General features: G+C 38.3%; 24 protein-coding genes. 3 read left to right on the top strand and 21 right to left on the bottom strand.

Features of this window, described 5'->3' with window-relative positions; all coding sequences use genetic code 11:
• Nucleotides 1–3 precede the first annotated feature (3 nt).
• The 7 genes from fabZ to ABVJ71_RS00640 form a co-directional block, all read right to left on the bottom strand.
• Entirely contained in the window at nucleotides 4–525 is a 522-nt protein-coding gene (fabZ, locus tag ABVJ71_RS00670; protein ID WP_353855142.1) for a 3-hydroxyacyl-ACP dehydratase FabZ, read from the bottom strand.
• A 2-nt stretch (nucleotides 526–527) separates the two neighbouring features.
• The gene (locus tag ABVJ71_RS00665) at nucleotides 528–818 is read right to left on the bottom strand and encodes a phosphopantetheine-binding protein (RefSeq protein ID WP_353855141.1); all 291 of its coding nucleotides are present in this window, start codon (nucleotides 816–818) and stop codon (nucleotides 528–530) included.
• Nucleotides 819–842: 24 nt separating this feature from the next.
• Nucleotides 843–1,586, bottom strand: coding sequence for a 3-oxoacyl-[acyl-carrier-protein] reductase (gene fabG, locus ABVJ71_RS00660; protein WP_353855140.1), 744 nt, complete (start codon nucleotides 1,584–1,586; stop codon nucleotides 843–845).
• A complete protein-coding gene (locus tag ABVJ71_RS00655; protein ID WP_353855139.1) occupies nucleotides 1,586–2,521 on the bottom strand; it encodes an ACP S-malonyltransferase in 936 nt (311 codons plus the stop codon). Before ABVJ71_RS00655 ends, fabG begins: the two co-directional genes overlap by 1 nt.
• Before the next feature lie 3 nt (nucleotides 2,522–2,524).
• Nucleotides 2,525–2,935, bottom strand: a complete 411-nt coding sequence (locus ABVJ71_RS00650; protein ID WP_353855138.1) for a thioesterase family protein — start codon at nucleotides 2,933–2,935, stop codon at nucleotides 2,525–2,527.
• Between the two features lie 609 nt (nucleotides 2,936–3,544).
• Nucleotides 3,545–4,759, bottom strand: a complete 1,215-nt coding sequence (gene fdhA, locus ABVJ71_RS00645) for a formaldehyde dehydrogenase, glutathione-independent (RefSeq protein WP_353855137.1) — start codon at nucleotides 4,757–4,759, stop codon at nucleotides 3,545–3,547.
• A gap of 459 nt (nucleotides 4,760–5,218) precedes the next feature.
• A complete protein-coding gene (locus tag ABVJ71_RS00640) occupies nucleotides 5,219–5,815 on the bottom strand; it encodes a class I SAM-dependent methyltransferase (protein ID WP_353855136.1) in 597 nt (198 codons plus the stop codon).
• A gap of 335 nt (nucleotides 5,816–6,150) precedes the next feature.
• Between ABVJ71_RS00640 and ABVJ71_RS00635 the strand changes: the two genes are divergently transcribed.
• Nucleotides 6,151–6,207, top strand: coding sequence for a YjcZ family sporulation protein (locus tag ABVJ71_RS00635; RefSeq protein WP_353856491.1), 57 nt, complete (start codon nucleotides 6,151–6,153; stop codon nucleotides 6,205–6,207).
• Nucleotides 6,208–6,249: 42 nt separating this feature from the next.
• Here ABVJ71_RS00635 and ABVJ71_RS00630 read toward each other — a convergent pair whose 3' ends face one another.
• From ABVJ71_RS00630 to ABVJ71_RS00600, 7 genes are all read right to left on the bottom strand, one after another.
• Nucleotides 6,250–6,405 (bottom strand): hypothetical protein, encoded by a 156-nt coding sequence (locus tag ABVJ71_RS00630; protein ID WP_353856490.1) that lies wholly within the window; start codon nucleotides 6,403–6,405, stop codon nucleotides 6,250–6,252.
• 166 nt (nucleotides 6,406–6,571) lie between these two features.
• Nucleotides 6,572–6,706 (bottom strand): YrzI family small protein, encoded by a 135-nt coding sequence (locus ABVJ71_RS00625; RefSeq protein ID WP_008342648.1) that lies wholly within the window; start codon nucleotides 6,704–6,706, stop codon nucleotides 6,572–6,574.
• A gap of 426 nt (nucleotides 6,707–7,132) precedes the next feature.
• A complete protein-coding gene (locus ABVJ71_RS00620; protein WP_353855135.1) occupies nucleotides 7,133–7,366 on the bottom strand; it encodes a YrhC family protein in 234 nt (77 codons plus the stop codon).
• 71 nt (nucleotides 7,367–7,437) lie between these two features.
• The gene (locus tag ABVJ71_RS00615; protein WP_353855134.1) at nucleotides 7,438–8,586 is read right to left on the bottom strand and encodes a bifunctional cystathionine gamma-lyase/homocysteine desulfhydrase; all 1,149 of its coding nucleotides are present in this window, start codon (nucleotides 8,584–8,586) and stop codon (nucleotides 7,438–7,440) included.
• A 1-nt stretch (nucleotide 8,587) separates the two neighbouring features.
• Nucleotides 8,588–9,511: a cysteine synthase family protein gene (locus tag ABVJ71_RS00610; protein WP_353856489.1), complete on the bottom strand. Its 924-nt coding sequence runs from the start codon at nucleotides 9,509–9,511 to the stop codon at nucleotides 8,588–8,590.
• Nucleotides 9,512–9,557: 46 nt separating this feature from the next.
• Complete coding sequence (gene mtnN, locus ABVJ71_RS00605) at nucleotides 9,558–10,253, bottom strand: 5'-methylthioadenosine/S-adenosylhomocysteine nucleosidase (protein WP_353855133.1); 696 nt, start codon at nucleotides 10,251–10,253, stop codon at nucleotides 9,558–9,560.
• A gap of 15 nt (nucleotides 10,254–10,268) precedes the next feature.
• Nucleotides 10,269–10,910: a methyltransferase domain-containing protein gene (locus tag ABVJ71_RS00600; protein ID WP_353855132.1), complete on the bottom strand. Its 642-nt coding sequence runs from the start codon at nucleotides 10,908–10,910 to the stop codon at nucleotides 10,269–10,271.
• A 186-nt stretch (nucleotides 10,911–11,096) separates the two neighbouring features.
• Here ABVJ71_RS00600 and ABVJ71_RS00595 point away from each other — a divergent pair, with 186 nt between their 5' ends.
• Nucleotides 11,097–11,300, top strand: coding sequence for a YrzA family protein (locus tag ABVJ71_RS00595; protein WP_353855131.1), 204 nt, complete (start codon nucleotides 11,097–11,099; stop codon nucleotides 11,298–11,300).
• Nucleotides 11,301–11,525: 225 nt separating this feature from the next.
• Here ABVJ71_RS00595 and ABVJ71_RS00590 read toward each other — a convergent pair whose 3' ends face one another.
• The 3 genes from ABVJ71_RS00590 to greA all read right to left on the bottom strand — a co-directional run bounded on the left by ABVJ71_RS00590 (nucleotide 11,526) and on the right by greA (nucleotide 14,528).
• Nucleotides 11,526–12,194: a DUF1510 family protein gene (locus tag ABVJ71_RS00590; protein WP_353855130.1), complete on the bottom strand. Its 669-nt coding sequence runs from the start codon at nucleotides 12,192–12,194 to the stop codon at nucleotides 11,526–11,528.
• Between the two features lie 67 nt (nucleotides 12,195–12,261).
• The gene (locus ABVJ71_RS00585) at nucleotides 12,262–14,004 is read right to left on the bottom strand and encodes a penicillin-binding protein 2 (RefSeq protein ID WP_353855129.1); all 1,743 of its coding nucleotides are present in this window, start codon (nucleotides 14,002–14,004) and stop codon (nucleotides 12,262–12,264) included.
• Nucleotides 14,005–14,054: 50 nt separating this feature from the next.
• Complete coding sequence (gene greA / locus ABVJ71_RS00580) at nucleotides 14,055–14,528, bottom strand: transcription elongation factor GreA (protein WP_353855128.1); 474 nt, start codon at nucleotides 14,526–14,528, stop codon at nucleotides 14,055–14,057.
• 777 nt (nucleotides 14,529–15,305) lie between these two features.
• Here greA and ABVJ71_RS00575 point away from each other — a divergent pair.
• Nucleotides 15,306–15,491: an Ig-like domain-containing protein gene (locus tag ABVJ71_RS00575; RefSeq protein WP_353855127.1), complete on the top strand. Its 186-nt coding sequence runs from the start codon at nucleotides 15,306–15,308 to the stop codon at nucleotides 15,489–15,491.
• 92 nt (nucleotides 15,492–15,583) lie between these two features.
• Here ABVJ71_RS00575 and udk read toward each other — a convergent pair whose 3' ends face one another.
• Genes udk through ABVJ71_RS00555 form a run of 4 tightly spaced genes read right to left on the bottom strand, consistent with a single transcriptional unit; the run spans nucleotide 15,584 to nucleotide 19,104 of the window.
• Complete coding sequence (udk, locus tag ABVJ71_RS00570) at nucleotides 15,584–16,216, bottom strand: uridine kinase (protein WP_353855126.1); 633 nt, start codon at nucleotides 16,214–16,216, stop codon at nucleotides 15,584–15,586.
• Nucleotides 16,217–16,223: 7 nt separating this feature from the next.
• A complete protein-coding gene (locus ABVJ71_RS00565; protein ID WP_353855125.1) occupies nucleotides 16,224–17,492 on the bottom strand; it encodes a U32 family peptidase in 1,269 nt (422 codons plus the stop codon).
• Between the two features lie 20 nt (nucleotides 17,493–17,512).
• Nucleotides 17,513–18,442: a peptidase U32 family protein gene (locus ABVJ71_RS00560; RefSeq protein WP_353855124.1), complete on the bottom strand. Its 930-nt coding sequence runs from the start codon at nucleotides 18,440–18,442 to the stop codon at nucleotides 17,513–17,515.
• A complete protein-coding gene (locus ABVJ71_RS00555; RefSeq protein ID WP_353855123.1) occupies nucleotides 18,439–19,104 on the bottom strand; it encodes an O-methyltransferase in 666 nt (221 codons plus the stop codon). The genes ABVJ71_RS00560 and ABVJ71_RS00555 overlap by 4 nt, the downstream gene beginning before the upstream one ends.
• Nucleotides 19,105–19,167 lie beyond the last annotated feature (63 nt).

Genomic DNA, 19,167 nt, shown 5'->3' with positions numbered 1-19,167 from the left:
AATTTAACCCTTTATAGGGTCAAGTGTCCCTGGCTTTTGTGATACAGTTAATACGCCCTTTGCCACACATGTTTTATCTACATAAGCCTCTACTTTCACCTTTGACATCACTTGATATGTACGTTCTATATCGACCTTCAATCTTAATTGATCACCTGGTACAACAGGTTTTAGAAATTTTAAGTCCTTAATCCCAACAAGGTAGCCAACACGATGTGAAATATCAGTAGTAGCATCTAATTCGATTGAAGCTGCCACCTCATTCAGGGTCTCTTCGGAATATCTTAAAATGCCTGTACAATATACAACGGCTGTAGCTTGAGCCATTGCTTCAACAATTAATACGCCTGGCATGATTGACTCATTTGGGAAATGCCCCTCAAAATATGGTTCAGAGATTGTAACATTTTTGATTCCGACGCCTTTTATGCCTGGAGTTAATTCAACGACTTTATCGAGCATTAGAAAAGGCCAGCGATGCGGTAATAATTTTTTAATTTCATTAACATCTAATATTCGATTCAAGCTTATTCACTCTCCATATTTTCTTCAATATAATCAGCTAATTTGTTCACTGAGCTAAAAACTTCAATATTATCATCGAAAACTGTCACTCCAAACTCATCTTCAATAACCACAAATAATTCTAGTGCATCAATTGAGTCCAGCCCTAAACCTCTGCCAAATATGGGCTGGTCATCTGTAATAATGGAAGGATCTATTTCTAAATCTAATTTATCAACAAGTAATTCTTTGATTTTATCTGTAAGCTCTCTTCTGTTTTTTGCTTTTTCTTTTGTTTCTACATAATTAAGCAAACTAATCATCCCTTTATTTAAATTTTATCCGTTTATAAGACCGCCATCTATTGTGAAAACTTTTCCAGTGATATAATCAGATAATTGTGAAGCCAAAAATGTCACAAGATTTGCGACTTCTTCTGGTCTCCCTAACCGCTTAAGCGGTATAAGTTCTAGCATCCTATTAAGAGTTTTTTGATCCATTTTTCGGGTCATTTGGGTTTCAATAAATCCTGGCGCAACAACATTTGCGCGAATATTATATTGTGCGACTTCTAGTGCTAAACTTTTCGTAAATGCGATAATCCCCCCTTTAGAAGCAGAATAATTTGTCTGTCCAATAGCACCTGAAATACCACTCGTAGAAGCTATATTAATGATCGTTCCTTGTTTCTTTAAAATCATTTGTTTCACAGCTTCTCGACAACATAAATAAGTGCCCTTTAAGTTTACTTGGATCACCTCATCAAACTTCTTGCTACTCATGATAGGAAGAAAACCATCTTTTGTAATCCCACTGTTGTTTATTAAAATATCTATTTTCCCAAACTCTTTTTTGATTGCTGAAAACAATCTTTTAACGTCTTGCTCCTCACTTACATCCGCCTGATAAATAGATGCTTTGCCTCCACTTTGAATAATCTGATGTCTAATGTTTTCTGCACTTTCTTTATTATTTTTATATGTTAAAATAACGGTTGCCTTCTCTCGTGCTAAGGATTCTGTAATTGCCTTTCCTATTCCACCAGAAGCACCTGTAACGACAGCCACCTTTTCTTCAAACATTAAAATGTCCCCTCTTTCCTTTTTTTAACGATTTTTTTATATGCCACAAATGACTCAGTGGGAAAAAACTTAGGCTTCATTTGAAAAGCTCTTGCTAAACCTGTCAACGTTTTTTTTGGACCTACTTCTATGATATTTTTTATTTGAAGTGATATTAATTGTTTAACTGCCGCACTCCAAAATACGGTGTCTGTACACTGTTTGATTAAATCTTTTCTAATCTCTTCTACTTCAGTACTAGGTAAAGAAGTATTATTAAGAATAATCGGAATTATCGGTCTATTGATTTGAGATTGCTTAACATAGATGCTAAAATTATTCTGTGCTTCAGCCATTAAACTTGAATGAAAAGCATGACTCACTTTTAAAAAATTAACTTTTACACCTTTTTTAAATTCAAGTTCTTTGTATATTTCGTTAATATTACGTTCGTGTCCAGATATAACTGCTTGAAGTGGTGAATTAATAGCTGCAATGTCCACTCCAAACTTCTTAGCATCAATGAGTATTTCCTGTAAAATTTCACTTTGCGAACTTACAACGGCTAACATTTTTCCTGTTTCTGTCGTATTTTTCATAAAAACGCCTCTTTTATGCACTAATTGAACAGCTTCTGAAAATGTAAGAGCTTTTGCAGTAACTAGTGCTGAAAATTGCCCGACACTATGTCCTGCGGTTATATCTGGACTAATCCCCTCAGATTCTAAGAGGCGCTGAATACCAACACTGTGTAATAAGATAGCTGGTTGAGCAATATCTGTAGAAGTTAATTCCTGTTCGGTTCCACTAAAGCAAATCTTTTTCAAATCAATATGTAATCGATCAGCAACTTCTTCAAAAAGCTCATCAAAAATATGTGGATATTTTACATAGAAGTCTTTCATCATACCAATATATTGTGTTCCTTGCCCCGGAAAAACAAATGCAGTATCCATTTTTCAACTCCTTAAAAAAGTTTTCATTTTATTATCAATATCTTTTGGTATTTTCAACAATAAACCTTTATCTTTGTCGAGAAATACATGTTGAGTTTTTCCTTGTACGAGTATAACTTTTCCTCGTTTACGTCGTACTCTATAATGAAAAATGAGCATCGGCTTATTTAATAATTCAAGTGCTGTTTCAACTAATATCGTATCTCCAAATTTGGCAGACTGCTTATACCGACACTCTAAATCAATAACAGGTAACGTAAGCACTTGATGCAGTCTATGAAAATCTACTCCCGCGACGTTAGCTAATTCAATTCTACCAATCTCAAACCAATTTAGATAATGGGAATGATGAACGATCCCCATTGAGTCACATTCAACATAACGAACAGTGATTTCAGAAGTTACCCATTTCATGTCAGTACATCACACACCTATATTCAATAATTTTCTATTTAAATCTTAATTATCTTTACTAAGTATCATATCGGATTAAAATAGATAAATTCAACCAAAATTGTGTAAAAATATATTTTTTTTGAAAATAAGGTCTATAATTACTTCACTTATGTTTTTATGTTTTAATAATTCAATATTTAGGTATAATAGATTAGATCTTTATTTTTCCTTCTTGTTACAAATATTTGTATAAAACAGGGAATCCAAATCATGTATGTACTTTGGATAAAATATTTTTAAAATAATAATTAAAAAATTTATTTTTAAAGGAATTTTTTAATGAGGAATAGTTTATGTAAGAAGACTCTATTTATAAATTTTGAACAAAAGTTGTTGTTTTGAGATAATTATTTGGATATCTAGATTAAATAAGAGTAAATTACAAAGATTATAAAAGTTGAATAACAGAATTGTAAAATAAAGAATGAGGAATCAAGAAACATCATGGCCCATACTGGTGTTTTTATCTATATTTCACATGCGTATTTTTCGTAAATAAATCTTCGACTTTATAGAGGCATTGTGACTTATCATAATGCCTCGTTCTTTTCACCTATTTCCCTCGTTCTATCGAGAAATCATCCCATGCGGGTCAATCACAAACTTCTTCGCCACACCAGAATCAAAGTCACTATAACCTTCTGGGGCTTGATCAAGATTGATGACTGTTGCATTGACGGCTTTAGCAATTTGCGCTCTGCCGCTTAAGATCGATTTCATCAGACTGCGGTGATATTGCATGACAGGGGTTTGGCCCGTCACAAACGTATGGGCTTTTGCCCAGCCAAGTCCAATCCGTACTTTAAGAGAACCGACTTTGGCATCCTCATCGACTCCGCCTGGATCTTCTGTGACGTAAAGGCCTGGAATGCCAAGTTTCCCACCAACTTTGGTAATATCCATAATTGTGTTTAAAACGGTTGCTGGTGCTTCTCCTTGATTTCCATGACCTGAAGCTTCAAAACCGACACAGTCAACTGCACAGTCGACTTCTGGCTCACCTAAGATGTTAGTGATTTGTTCGCCAATTCGATCATGTTTTCGTAAATTGATCGTCTCGCAGCCAAAGCTTCTTGCTTGCTCTAGCCTTTGCTCATTGAGATCACCGACGATCACAGCAGAAGCGCCAAGAAGCTGAGCGGAATGCGCTGCTGCAAGACCTACTGGCCCTGCACCAGCAATATACACAGTAGATCCGGTCTTTACTCCGGCAGTATAGGCACCGTGAAACCCTGTCGGGAATATATCAGAGAGCATTGTCAAATCAAGTATTTTTTCCATTGCCTGATCTTTGTCTGGGAATTTCAGCAACTGGAAATCTGCATATGGAACCATTACATATTCGGATTGCCCACCAACCCATCCGCCCATATCAACATATCCATAGGCGGAGCCAGGACGATCAGGGTTTACATTCAGACAAACATGGGTTTTTTGTTCCTTACACATGACGCATCGTCCACAAGCAATATTAAACGGAACTGACACAAGGTCACCTTTTTGAATAAACTCCACATCTCGACCGACCTCAATGACCTCACCTGTAATTTCATGTCCAAGTACAAGTCCTTCGGGTGCAGTTGTACGCCCTCTCACCATGTGCTGATCACTCCCGCAAATGTTTGTCGTCACGACTTTTAAAATGACGCCATGCTCACATTTACGACCAACATTGGCTTTAGGAACACCTGGACCATCCTTTAATACCAAATCAGGGTAACCTATATCTTCAACTGCTACATTTCCAGCCCCTTTATAAACGACACCTTTGTTTCCCGACATGTGTTCATTCCTCCCTAGTTAGAAAATAAGATCTCTACATTTTTCTATTTTTATCGACATTTCCCTTCTTTGAATTGCACATTGAGTCAAAGAGAAATGAACGACCTTGTCTATCACAGGGACTCCAGTCAAATAAAAAAGAAAAAATTGAAAAAAAAGCTAAACTTTTGCAGAAACGTGTCGATATAAGAATTAAGCCAGACAGGTATCCTTAATCGACAAACAAATTCCTTATATATACTATCATTCCTTACACACCTGGCTGGCCCCTACATATGAACACAAAAAGTTCTACTGAGCTTGTCGACAAAGTTGACAAGCTTTTTTCTTTCTGATGAGTGAATCCATCTAAATAACACTATATCCAATATGAACAAAAGTGAAAAACCCCTTTTTCTAAAGAAAAAGGGGTTCTAACGTTTGCGGCTCTTCTTGTTCATTACCTGGGAAATATATTCATCATTTTAACGCTTTGATACAGATGTATGTATCATAGTGGTAAATGGAGACTTCTCTAAAATGATAGTTAGAAAACATGCGTCTCACGTCTTGTTCATTGTATAACGATTGTGCCTGTTTTTGTTCTTTCATTAACTCCTGCTTTTGAAAAGATAAGTATACTTCCCCATCCACTTGAAGGACTCGGTACACCTCTTTCATCACTTGCTCTATATCAGTCCAAAAATAGATGGTTTGCACCGTAAATAATTTATTAAATGATCTGTCTTCGAAGGGTAAACTTTCGGCCTTCCCGAGTGAAATCACTGCTTTATTTTGTTCCAGCAGTTTTTTATTTTTTCTTTTTGCGTATTTGACCATATGACGAGAGGCATCAACTCCATAGATTTTTCCTCGGTCGAGTTTTTCTGCAACCTTTGATAAAGTCATGCCTCTTCCTGTTCCGATTTCTAAAATACGGTCATTTTCTTGTATATTTAAGAGTTGAATCGTCCATTGGTTGATATCATGATGATTTTTTTCCATATAGCGGGCAACCCATTTTGAAAACAAGCCTTTTGGTTCCCTCATTTGCTTTCCAATCCAGCTTTGAATCAATGTTTAACACCTGCTTTACACCAGTAAATAAAACCATTTACAAATTTTCTTACTTTCTATATCGGCTCTCATCTAACAAAAATTAAGACCTAGTCCTAAATCCTTTGTCCTTTATAAGACGACATCTTTTCTAAAAATGTTTCGCCTAATCAAAAATTTTTAACCAAGTAGGCGGTTTCATTAATTCTGCCGAGATTGATTTCGTTTTCTGCATGAGCTGCATATTTTATGAATGTATCTTGATTAGATAAAGGTGGTGCTAGATTATGGGCTTTGGCGGTTATTCTGGAGGCTACTGCGGTGGTTACGGTGGCGGTTTTGCAGGCGGATTCGCGTTGCTTGTTGTACTGTTCATTTTATTGATCATCATTGGTGCAAGCTGGGTTTATTAATGTAAAAGGAGCAGAAAACGGTGACGTTTTCTGCTCTTTTCTTTAGTACCAATAGGTAGGATAACTGTATATATGCCGTCTGAGCATTTCCTGCTGCTCCCTTTGGAATCGATATGGATTGCCATACCCATGCTTTAAGGAATGCGGAATGGACACATATCCGTGTCCAACTGATGGAAATCGCATATATGGTGACATAGACATTCATTGATCACCTCACTATCTGCCTTTTACGATTATCATATGTGGAGGTCATCAATGTGGAACGTGTCTAAACCTGGTCCTTCTCCCTTGTATAAAAAGCAAGCATTGCAAGCATGATAAACATGTCTGTCTCCTCCTTTACGTGATTTTCTTCTCATCTTTAGTTCATATACTTTAGTTGTTTCTGCTTCATTTCTTCATAAAAGGTTTCTACCTGTTGTTCATAAAGAACTGTTTCAATGTCTTTGTATTTACGCTGGATCGTTAATGTAATAAAAAATAAGTGGATTGTCATATACGCTCACCTCCCTTCAGTTCGCAAAATGCGAAATAGCCCACAGATCTTCTATATCAGTTGACCTGTGGGCACACAAAAACGCAGATCAAAAGACGCTGTCTTTCAACCTGCGATGGATGATGCGCTGAATCCTCGTTTCTTAAACAGATGTAAAGCGTGCTCCGAAATAGGTAAAGGAAGAACACGAACTCTTCCACAGGCTGATGACATAATGAAATTGATGGTTTAATTGATTTTTAAATACAAGCAACATATTCTTCAGCCTCCTTTACGTTTTTATTTACTTTGTAAGTATATCCAGCAAGCGCCATTTTGTAAACCAGTTTTTAGGAATTTAGATGATTTTTGTGTTTTTCACTAATCGGCCTTGTTCGTTCATCCAAATCAATTTAAAAAGCCTCCTCATCAAATGAGGAGACTTTTTTATAGATCTTCGTCAAGTTCTTGAAGTTTCTTTTGATAAAATAAAGCACGTTTCACACAAACAAAAGCAGCGAATAGGAATACACAATCTACTCCTATCATCAGCATTTTTGAAAATGCTTCTACGTGTTGGTTTGGCAATATGGTACCAATATATATAAAGGTGCTGACAGCAAGCAAAATAAAAGCGTATTGCTTGTAATCTGTCATTAAACCATACCACTTTTTCTTCACTTGTTTCACCTTCCATGTTCAATGTCTATTGATAGCTTAACATAGTAAGAGAAAGTGATGTGCATGTAATTCTATCCATTCATTAGAATGTTTAGCCCTTGCTCTAAGTCATGTAATAAGTCATCAATATCTTCAATTCCAACCGAAATACGAATTAAACCATCTGTAATGCCAAGCTCTTCTCGTCTTTCTTTAGGGATAGATGCATGTGTCATACGTGCTGGGACAGAAATTAAGCTTTCAACAGCTCCAAGGCTTTCAGCAATCGTAAACAACTTGAGTTGACTTAAAAACACATCCACATTTTCTTCTTTCCCAATATCAAAAGAGATCATGCCGCCGAAGCCTGTCGCTTGTGTTTTCGCCAGCTCGTGCCCTGGGTGAGCTGGCAGTCCTGGATAATAGACACGTGTTATCGCTGGATGCTTCTCTAAATATTCGGCTATCTTTTGCGCATTTTGTTGATGCGCCTCCATTCTTAGACCTAGTGTTTTCATCCCTCTCATTAAAAGCCATGAATCTTGAGGACCTAGAATACCGCCTGTTGAATTTTGAATGAAATGCAGTTCTTCTCCAAGCTCTTTTGTCGCTGTCACGACAAGGCCGCCTACAACATCACTGTGACCTCCTAAATATTTTGTAGCACTATGCAACACAATGTCGGCACCATATTCAATCGGCTTTTGGAAGTAAGGCGTGAAGAAGGTGTTATCTACAATCATCAAAATATTGGCTTCTTTTGTCATTTGACCAATCGCTTGCAAATCTGTCATTTTTAATAAAGGATTGGTCGGTGTTTCAATGTATACAGCCTTCGTCTGAGGCAAAATGGCATTTTTGACTGCTTCAGGATGACTTGTATCAACAAATGTTGCATCAATCCCAATGCGGTTTAGTACCTTGGTGATGACTCGGTAGGTACCGCCGTATACGTCGTCTGTAAGCACAATATGATCTCCGCTGTTAAATAACATCATGACAGCTGTAATAGCAGCCATCCCTGAACCGAATGCGTAGCCACTTGCTCCTCCTTCAAGATCACGAATGACTGTTTCAAGTGCAGTTCTCGTTGGATTCGCTGTTCTGGAATATTCATAACCTGTATGTTCTCCAGCTTTCGGCTGCTTATAGGTGCTCACTTGATAAATTGGTACAGACACTGCGCCTGTTTTTTCATCTCCTGTTGTTCCCCCATGGATCATCATCGTTTTCGGTTTCATTTTATTTTCCTCCCTCATAAATTCCTTTACTTAAATATCGATCACTGCTATCTGGAAAAACGGTTACAATCACTGTCCCAGGTGCTGCCTTTTTGGCTTCCTCCAGTGCTGCAAATAAAGCGGCTCCAGATGAGCTTCCTAGTAGAATCCCCTCTTTCTCCGCTGCTTCCTTCACCATACGGAAAGCATCATCATCACTGACAGTATAAATCTGATCAAATAAAGCCGTGTCCATATAATCTGGTATAAATTCAAGACCAATTCCTTCTGTCCTGTGCGGCCCAGGCTCTCCCCCATTTAAAATAGATCCTTCTGGTTCAACCACGACCGTTTTTAATGCATGATTTTGCTCTTTTAAATATGCGGCACATCCTTGGAAGGTTCCTCCAGAACCTGCTCCTGCAACGAAGATGTCTATTTTTCCATGTAATTCAGTCCAAAGTTCAGGGCCAAGTGTTTTATAGTAAGTCAATGGATTTACTTGGTTTTTAAATTGTAAAACGCAATAAGCATTGTCAAGGCTTGCCTCTAACTCAAGTGCTTTATTTATTGCACCTTTCATTCCCTCTTTTCTTGGTGTATGAATAATCTCTGCACCAAGCGCCTTCATAATTTGTTGCTTTTCTTGACTAAAGTGTTCTGGTACACAGAAAATGGTCCGCAATTGATATTTTCTTGCACTTAATGCAAGCCCAATCCCAGTATTTCCTGCAGTTGCTTCAATCACGGTCCCTCCTGGGCGAAGTTGACCAGACGCAAATGCTTCTTTGATCAGCATTTCCCCTAATCGATCTTTAATACTTCCACCTGGATTCATCATTTCAAGCTTCGCATACACTTCAACACCTTCTGGTACGCCAATACTTGACAGCTTTAGAAGTGGTGTTTGACCAATTAATTCAGTGATATCCTTAATGACAACCATCATGTTTCCCTTCCTTTACGTGAAAAGAAGGGGGAAACCCTTCTTTTTATTGTGTTTGCTTTATCATACGCAGGACAAGGTCTGTTGAGTGAATCGCTGCTTGCTCTAGAAATTGATCAAAGGAAACATTCGATTCTTTCCCAGCAATATCCGATAGCGCTCGAACGACAACAAATGGTGTTCCAAACCGCTCGCATACTTGCGCAACTGCTGCTGCCTCCATTTCAACCGCATATAACTCTGGGAACTTCTCTCTCACAAACGCTACACGTCCTGGGTCATTCATAAACGAATCTCCTGTTGCGATCGTTCCTTTCACTACTTGAATATGATCAATCTCAGAAGCTGATTCCTCTGCTAATCTCACAAGTGTTTCATCTGCGACAAAAGCAGCTGGTAAACCTGGCACTTGTCCATATTCATAATCAAAGATCGTCACATCCACATCATGATGTCTCACATCAGTAGATATGACAATATCCCCTACATTTAAAGAGTGATGGAATCCGCCAGCAGAACCTGTATTGATTACATAATCTGGCTGAAAGCGATCAAGCAAGAGAGTTGTGCTGACTGCAGCATTCACTTTTCCAATCCCTGATTTTAATAAAATCACTTCTTTATTTTCATAAGTCCCTGTTGTAAATTCACACCCAGCAATGTTTTCTTGTGAGGCATTCTTTAATTGATCTCTTAAAATGGTTACTTCTTCTTCCATTGCACCTATTACTGCGATTTTCAAATCAAAAACATCCCTTCATTCCCATTTCTTTGCCGCTACGATCCAAACAAAGTCATTCATCTGCTGAAAGGATGTGCTAAAACCTTCTTCTTCAAAGATTTTCTTTAGCACATCAATGGATGGATAATATTCCGTTTCTAAATCCTCTGCAAGCTGGTCAAACCCAGCGGCTTTTGCTTTTTCAATTTCAGCATGATGTGCTGCTTGATTTTGAAACATTGTATCAGCAAAGACTATTTTACCATCTGATTGAAGGATGTTGCTATAGATGTGAATGGCTTGTTTTTTTTCTTCGTCCGTTAAATGGTGGAAAGCATATGAGCTGACGATCGTATCCGGCTTAAAAGGAGGCTCTGGAAACGTTAAAAAATCACCATCGTGTAAAACATTTGGCACTCCTTTTTGAAGAGCAGCTTCTCTCATCGCTTGTGATGGTTCAACACCAAAAACTTGTTTACCCGCTGCAAGCAGCGCCTCCGTTAAATTACCTGTGCCACTTCCGAATTCAAGGACACATTTACCTGAGCGTTTGACAATTTCTTTTAAAATAGCTGGATAATGGCGAAAGACCTCTTCATACTGCTCATCATGGCCATTTACCGTGTCATCATAAGATGAAGCCCACTGATCAAATAAAGAAAGAAACTCACGTCCCATTTTCTTTACCTCCACTTTATCTATTTATTCCTATGTGCATAGTATGTTTTATTCCGCGAACAGTTTTTATCCTACCACATCTTCTGCTTCTTTCCTACTAAAAAATGCTGGGAAGGGGTAGAAAAATGATTGCACTTTTGAAATAGAGAGATTATGATGAGCCTAAAGCATGAAGGGGTGAATTTGATGGATTTTCAACTGGATTTTCTAAAGGACAAAATAGAATTTTTTGAAGCAGCTTCCTTAAAAGAACTCGAACAAAACATCCAAAAGCAAATTGAACATAATCAGGCTATTCTGCTGACAGTCCATTCAGTAAGTCACCAAACAACTGTCATAGATGACCGTATTTTATATACAGCCGTTGTTCATTTTAAAGCTAATGTTTAATGAAAAAAAGATAGTATGACGCTATCTATTCACGTGTAGACAAACCCTCGCATTCGTTGTCATCTGTGCGCTGATGCTCACGAATCTTTCATACGCTCCGCATAAATAGCTTAGGTCTTGACTTCAAGGGTTTTCAATTCACAATGAAAAAATGACAAAGGGCTAAAATAAAAACCATTTAGCCCTTTGTCAACAATCTGAGATAGCATGCACTATTTTTTATAATTATTTTAATTTTTCAACCTTTACAGGTTTCCAGCCTTTTTCATCAACCCATGTAATTTCCACACGGTAGCGCTGACCTGTCGATTTATCTCGGATGGTTCCTTTTGCATCTTGAGGTCCACCATTGTTGCCTAACCATATAACAGTCATTTGATCCTCTGGAATACCCGTTGCATATGACATGGCTTTCAGCATTTCCTTCCAGTCTTCTGACTTGGAATCGTACGTAGCAGTATGTGAACCAGTTTGCTCTGTTCCTATAGGTTTCCAGTCATCATTTTCATATGTTTTGTCCACATCACTGGTTTTCCCGCCGTCTGTCTCTTTGGCGTCTTTTAACGCATCTTTGTTTGGCTGATCTTCATCATCATTGGTTATCTTCGTATCGTCGTCTTGGTCAGATGAATCTTCTTTTTTTGCATCTGAATCATCAGATTTGTCTTTGTTTTGATCTTTCACGTCTTCATCTGTTGTCTGTTTATTATCACTCGATGCAGGTGCCGTTTTTGATGGTTCATTCGCTACATCTGTATCTTTCGGTTTATTAAAAATTAACAAACTCGATGCGACAACTAAAATAAGCACGACAACTATACCAATTAATATGTTAAGCACCATATTCGCCTTTCTGCGCTTATCACGATGTTCAAATCGAGAATTTCTACTCAAAATCTCTGCACTCCTTTGCCTCTGTTCCCTAAGTCGTTACTATTCTAACATGACATGAAGGGATGTTCTATGTCTGTTTCTTTTCAATTTCATTGACCTTTTTTACAATATCATAAAACGCATCATTTGTCTTAGCCCGGCCACTTGTCTCATCTAGATGGACCACAACGAGAGCATATTTGGGTTTCTCCATTGGAAAGTATCCTGCAAACCATTTATGGTAGAGCGTATTCCCTTTTTTATCTTTACTGCCGGTTTGGGAAGTGCCTGATTTCCCCGCAACTTTAAATGGCAAATCTTGAAATCTTCTTCCTGTGCCTTTTTCATCTGTCACCACCTGCCTTAAATATCGCTGCAATTTTTGCGCGGTATAACGATCAATATTCTCACCTTGTGCTCGTTTATTTTGAAAGGAAAGCATGGTCGTTCCATTTTGATAAAGGACTTTATCTGCAATTCTCACTTCTCTTCGTTCGCCGCCCCTTGCAATAGTTGCCATCATGTTGGCTATTTGAAGAGGGGTCGTTTTGACATTTTTTTGTCCAATCGCTGTTTGTGCAATCGCCTTTTTGACATGCTTGTCTCTTTTATCTCCCCAGACGTTGCCCGTCTCTTCTCGGTCAAACTGTTTGAACTGCTCCTTGTGGTAAACATCACCTTCCCAGCCAACTCGATCAATGAGCCCAAGTTTCGTAGCTGTCTGCTCGATGATTTGTGGATCGGTTTGAATCATCTTTTCAGCCAGTGTCGCAAAGGTATAGTTACAGCTTTGCGCAAAGCTTTCGGACAGGTTCATCACGTCCTGTTTTCCCTCTGGCTCTCCATATAAATTCTTTCGACAGTCATACATAGTATGAGGCTTGTCGAGGTTTTTTTCTATGGCAGCGGCAAGCACGGCTGTTTTAAAAACGGAACCTGGTGAAAATGCCGTAAGCATGTAATTCCTCGCCTTGTGCCGATTCTTGCTTGTGACACTTGGCACACTCGCCATGGCCAGCACACTGCTATTTTGAATATCTAAGAGAACCGCACCGCCTTTTTTCACTCCTTGTTCTTTAAGAATATTCTCCATTTCAACTTGCATCTCTTCGTCCATTGTTGTCTGCACCTGAAGCGGATAAAAGGAATTGGCTTCTGCTGTATATTTGACGTCCATCCCAAACAAAGGGTTTCCCTTGCCGTCCACATGATATAACAATTTTGTGTCTTGTTCAGGCAATAAAAATTCATCAAACGTACTTTCTAGACCAAACGTACCAATTTCGGTTCGAATCGAGAGCTCCTTTTTATCTGGATAACGTTTTCTGAGCAATTCTGGATTCTCGCTTGTGAACCCTAATGTTTGAAGTGCAAGCCTTTTTTTGTCTTTCTCTTTCATATATACGCCGTAGACGCCTGAATATTTCATATCATTGATATCTTTCAGCTTTTTTTTCGTGATGTCGTTTTTTAATATGAGAGGCTTTTTGGTTTTTGATAGCTTCCTTTTGAGTTCTTCTGGTTCCATATGGAGAATCGAAGCGGTTTGTTTTAAATGAGGGAGATCGTATTGCAGAAAAGGAAATAAGATGACCGCTGGCTGTTCTTTTGTGAGAAGCCGCTTTCCATTTCGGTCTAAAAACTCACCTCGTCCATCTGAAATGACCACTTCTTCTGTTCGTTGTCTGACACTTTCTTGAATTAAATTGATATCAAGCTTTGAGAAGGATTCTGTGAAAAACAGCTGTATTTCTGCCAGTCTCGCTAAAAGACCGAGCAATAAAATAAAAATAATGGCTCCTGTCCATTGAATTCGTCTTTTTTTACGCATAAAAACACCTCATCCCTATTGTGGACGAGGTGTTTATCGTGTAAACGTATTTATGAAATTTTCACAATTTGTACGAACATTTCGCCGCCTGGTGTTTGAACGGTTACTTTGTCATCTACTTTTTTGCCTAACAAACTTTTCGCAATTGGTGAATCGTTTGAAATTTTTCCTTCAAACGGATCAGCCTCTGCACTTCCAACAATGGTGTAAGACTCTTCTTCTCCGTCTGGTAATTCAACGAATGTGACTGTTTTACCAAGAGAGACGACATTTGAATTGCCTTCATGTTCAATTATTTTTGCATTACGAATCATGTTATCAAGCGTTGTAATACGACCTTCTACAAACGCTTGCTCTTCTTTTGCTGAATCATATTCTGAGTTTTCAGAGAGGTCTCCAAAGCTTCTAGCGATTTTAATTCGCTCGACAACCTCTTTACGTTTAACCGTTTTCAAATATTCAAGCTCTTCTTCTAATTTACGCTTTCCTTCTTCTGTCATTGGAAATACTTTCTCTTGTGCCATGAATCATTCACTCCTTCTATTAATCCTCAACATACAAGCCTTCTGTATGTGAGTGACGACTGAAATATACAAGAATGAGGACATGTTCAGGCCCTCATTCCTTCTGTCCCATATTCGTAAAAGTCCATCTTACATGGCAGCCCGATTAGATGCAACTATTATGCCTTTTTTAAGCCAAGGAAAGAAGCGATCTAATCATGGGCTATCTTCATCGCACAAACTGTGGAAAGGCACAGGAAGCTCCTGTACCTAGTTCGGCTATTTCGATCCTATGCAATCGGAAGAATGACTTATCCATTCTTCATCATCCAATACATAATATGGTCAGTGTACGATATGTCTATGCTATATTATTACAAAATTTCGTTTTGATCAAGAATTGTTTGAAAATTTGTGATGATTTGTTGTCGTTTTTTTAATATACTTTTAAAAAAGTCGAAAACTTCATCTATCTGCGTTCTATCGTAACTTTTTTATTTTACTTTCCCTTCATTGTTTTCCTATCATATCAAAACTCTCATACAACCTTTCCTTTAAAGGAAAATGTTGGATGATACCGAATTCTTATGATGTAAGATCAAATACATGTCAAGGAGTGTTTTGAATGAAAATAAAGAAAACAATGGTTTCCATTTTATTCGTCTCTACCTTATCTTAATCATGAATGGGTATGGCATCTGCCTAAGAAACACATGCTTTTGCAACGAATAACAAGTCTTCCGAGCTTCAAACATCTAGTGTAAAATTTCAATTCAAAATTATAACTTATCTTTAAAAGTGGGTGAGCGTTATTCCGTTTATGACAGTGCAGCTACACGCTATTGGACAGATAATCAAGGGGAAGCTTCTGTTAGCTCTAATGGAGTGGTGACGGCTCATTCACCAGGAAAAGCCGCAATCACTCTTATAAAGGAACTTCTGTTTTCGGACAAGTCTTCGTCACTGTCTGGTGATGTCGCTTGAAAAGAAGACAAAGGGCTAAAATAAAAACCACTTTAGCCCCTCTGTCAACAATCTGGATCTTTACGATGTAAAGGTCTTTTTTACTACAATGTTTATTCTCCCCGGTTCTGGAGGATCGTCTGAATCTTTGTGACCATCAAATCAATTGCCACATGATTTTGACCGCCCTCTGGGATAATGATATCAGCGTAACGTTTTGTTGGTTCAATGAATTGATTATGCATCGGTCTTACGACAGACACATATTGTTCAATCACTGAATCAATGGAGCGGCCTCTTTCTTTCATATCTCGTAAAATGCGTCGAATGATCCGAAGGTCTGCATCTGTATCAACATACAGTTTAATATCCATTAAATTTCTTAAACGTTCATCTTCAAGAGCAAAGATGCCTTCAACGATGATGACATCCTTTGGTTCAACATACACCGTTTCTTCTGAGCGTGTATATAGCTTAAAATCGTAAATTGGTTTTTCGATTGGTTCGTATCTTAATAGCTGTTCCAAATGCTCAATCATGAGGTCATTATCAAATGCAAGCGGATGATCATAGTTCATGAGCAGGCGCTCTTCAAATGGCATATGACTTTGATTTTTATAATATAAATCTTGCTGGAGCATGAGGATGGAATGTCCTTTGAATTTTTCATAGATAGAATTTGTGACACTCGTTTTACCTGAACCCGAGCCGCCCGCTATTCCAATCACCACTGGTTTTCTCCCCATGGGCCTGTTATTTCCCCTTTCTCATCATGTTGCTAGGGTAAACTTTTTGATCAAGCTTAAATTTCACGATTTGTAGCGGGTGACGGGCGGCATCAAGCTCATTCCCTTTTTCATCCCAAATTTTATCAATTTTGCATGTGAAGTTCTCAATTTCCGGTCCGAAGAATTCAACTTCATCTCCAGCTTTAAAGAAGTTACGCTGCTGCAATGTCACGATTTGTTCTTTTTCATCATAATGAAGAACAAGTCCTACGAAATCAAATGTTGTTTTCTTCCCATGAATGCCAAACATTTGTTCATCCGTTCCTGGTACTCCTTCAAAAAAGGCAGGGGCCGTATCACGATTTGCACATTTATCTAATTCATCTAACCATTCTTGCTGGATGACAAAATTGTCGGGATCCGCACAATATGCATCGATCACTTTACGATACACGCTGACAACGGTTGCCACATAATGAATAGATTTCATTCGTCCTTCAATTTTTAAGCTATCAATACCCATTTCAATCATTTGTGGAATCGATTCTACAAGCTTTAAATCTTTTGGACTCATCGCAAAAGGTGCATCTTCTTCACCAAATAATGGCTTTTCCTCTGAACCATCGAGCTTATACAAATCATAGTCCCAGCGGCAAGATTGACAGCAGCCTCCGCGGTTGGAGTCTCTAGCTGTCATATGGTTACTAAGCACACAGCGTCCAGAATAGGCAATACACATCGCGCCATGAATGAAAGTTTCGATTTCAATATCTACCTTTTCTTTCATTTCTTTAATTTCTAACGCACTTGTTTCACGTGCAAGCACTACACGCTCCAGTCCTTCTTCCTTCCAGAACTGAACGGCTTTCCAATTTGATAGAGATTGCTGCGTACTTAAATGTACTTCTAGCTTAGGTGCTACTCGTTTGCACGTTTCGATAATTAGCGGGTCGGCTACGATAATGCCTGCTACACCAGAACCTTCAATCGCCTGGAGATATTCTTCAAGGCCGTCCATATTCTCATTGTGAGCAAAAATATTCGTTGTCACATAGATTCGTGCGCCATATTTGTTCGCAAACGCAACGCCTTCTGCCATTTCTTCAATTGAAAAGTTATCTGCATTTGAGCGAAGACCGAATTCTTTTCCACCAATGAATACGGCATCTGCTCCATAATGTACAGCAATTTTCAGCTTTTCCAGGTTACCTGCTGGTGCAAGTAATTCTGGTTTTTTTGTAATGACACGTTTTCCATTGATCATTTCAGAAATTCCATCTTTTAAAAGTGCCATATTCTCTGCCTCCTTTTGTTTTAATAAACCGTTTCTTTAAAGAAGAAGCCTGTGTCAATGGAACGATTGACAGGTTGAATTTCTTCAATACGCTTGACCCAATCCTCTTTTTGATTTTCATAAGCTTCTTTATCTACCATCAGCAGGTCAATTGCTTTTCTGTAAAGTGAGGTCACCTCTGTCATGTAAGAAAGTGACTTTAAAATTCCGTCAATTTTAAATGAATCAATTCCTGCGTCAACAAACTCTTCTAATTCATCAATCATACAAACATCATTAGGACTCATGATATGCGTGCCGTTTTTATCCTCAAATATAGGATATTTGTTTTGACGCTCTTGATCATGGAGGAACAGACCTTCTTCCATATCTCTTCCTTCAACGTCCATCTGCTTGCCTTGATACTCATAGTAATTACCGATTAGCGTACGTTTTGATTGGAACATACAGGTCATGCCATGTACTTGAATTTCAATTTCAACATCAGCGTTTTCCTTGATCTCAATCACACTGTCCATATTGAGTTCTTTAGCTAGAACTGCTCGGGTTGCACCTTTTCTGCCCCAGTAGTTACAAGTGAAATAGTTTGTCCCGGTTGTTTCTGTGCTCCAGTGAAGATTCAGGCTGACACCTGCTTCCTTCGCAACCATGATCACTGCTGGATCACCGAAGACCACACCGTCTACTTTTAATGCATCGAGAAATGTTAAATAATCTTCAAGCAGTGGAACACGGTCATTATGAAAAATAGCATTCATTGCCACATAGACTTTTTTGTCGTGTGCATGTGCAAGGTGAACGGCCTGTTTCACATCTTCTCTTGAAAATTCGCCTGCAAGACGAATACCATATGTTTGTTCACCTAATAAAAATGCGTCAGCTCCCGCCTCGATTAGTGGCAGTATATCTGATACTTTCCTTGGCGTCACAAGTAATTCTGGTTTTTTCATGATTGGTCACCTCTTTTTGTACTAATGGCTATCCCATCTCCTACCGGTATGATACAAGTTTGAAAATGAGGATTTGACATAAGCCACTGATTATATCGATCAATCTTTCCAATTAATTGTTTTTTGCGCTTATCTTCTATCTCTTCTTCATAATTTGTCGCCACTAAGCCTTTAAATAATACATTGTCTGTGATGATCATTCCACCATCAGCCAGCATGGGCTCAAACAATTCAAAAAAGCGTTTATACTGTCCTTTTGCAGCATCAATGAAAATCACATCATATGGCGCCATTGTTTGAACAGTTTCTGCCGATTCAATTGCATCACCAAAGAACACATGTATTCTTTCTTTTAACTGTAATTCCTCAATATTGCGTGTCGCTTCTTCATACCGTTTCTGATTTCGTTCAATGGTGTAAATTTCAGCATCAGGTAGAGCCGTAGCCATCCTGATAGCCGAATAACCAATCGCTGTTCCAACTTCGAGAATTTTCTTAGGCTTTTTCATTGAAAGGAGTTGCAGTAAAAACTCAATGCTCACTTTTTCCATAATCGGAACATGATTCACTTTGGCGTATGCTTCTAATTGAACTATTTCATCAGGACCTGGCGGAATTAAATTTTCAATATAATCATTTATTCGATCATCTTCGATAGTCATTATATGTCTAGCTCCTTCATGACCTTAGAAAGAAGAGTCCTGCCTTTTTGCAACTCCCTTTCT

Origin of the sequence: Bacillus sp. Bos-x628 (genome assembly GCF_040500475.1) — a bacterium.
Lineage (GTDB): Bacteria > Bacillota > Bacilli > Bacillales > Bacillaceae > Bacillus > Bacillus maqinnsis.
The sequence above is the reverse complement of the archived record's forward strand: the minus strand, read 5'-3'. Positions and strand labels throughout refer to the sequence as shown.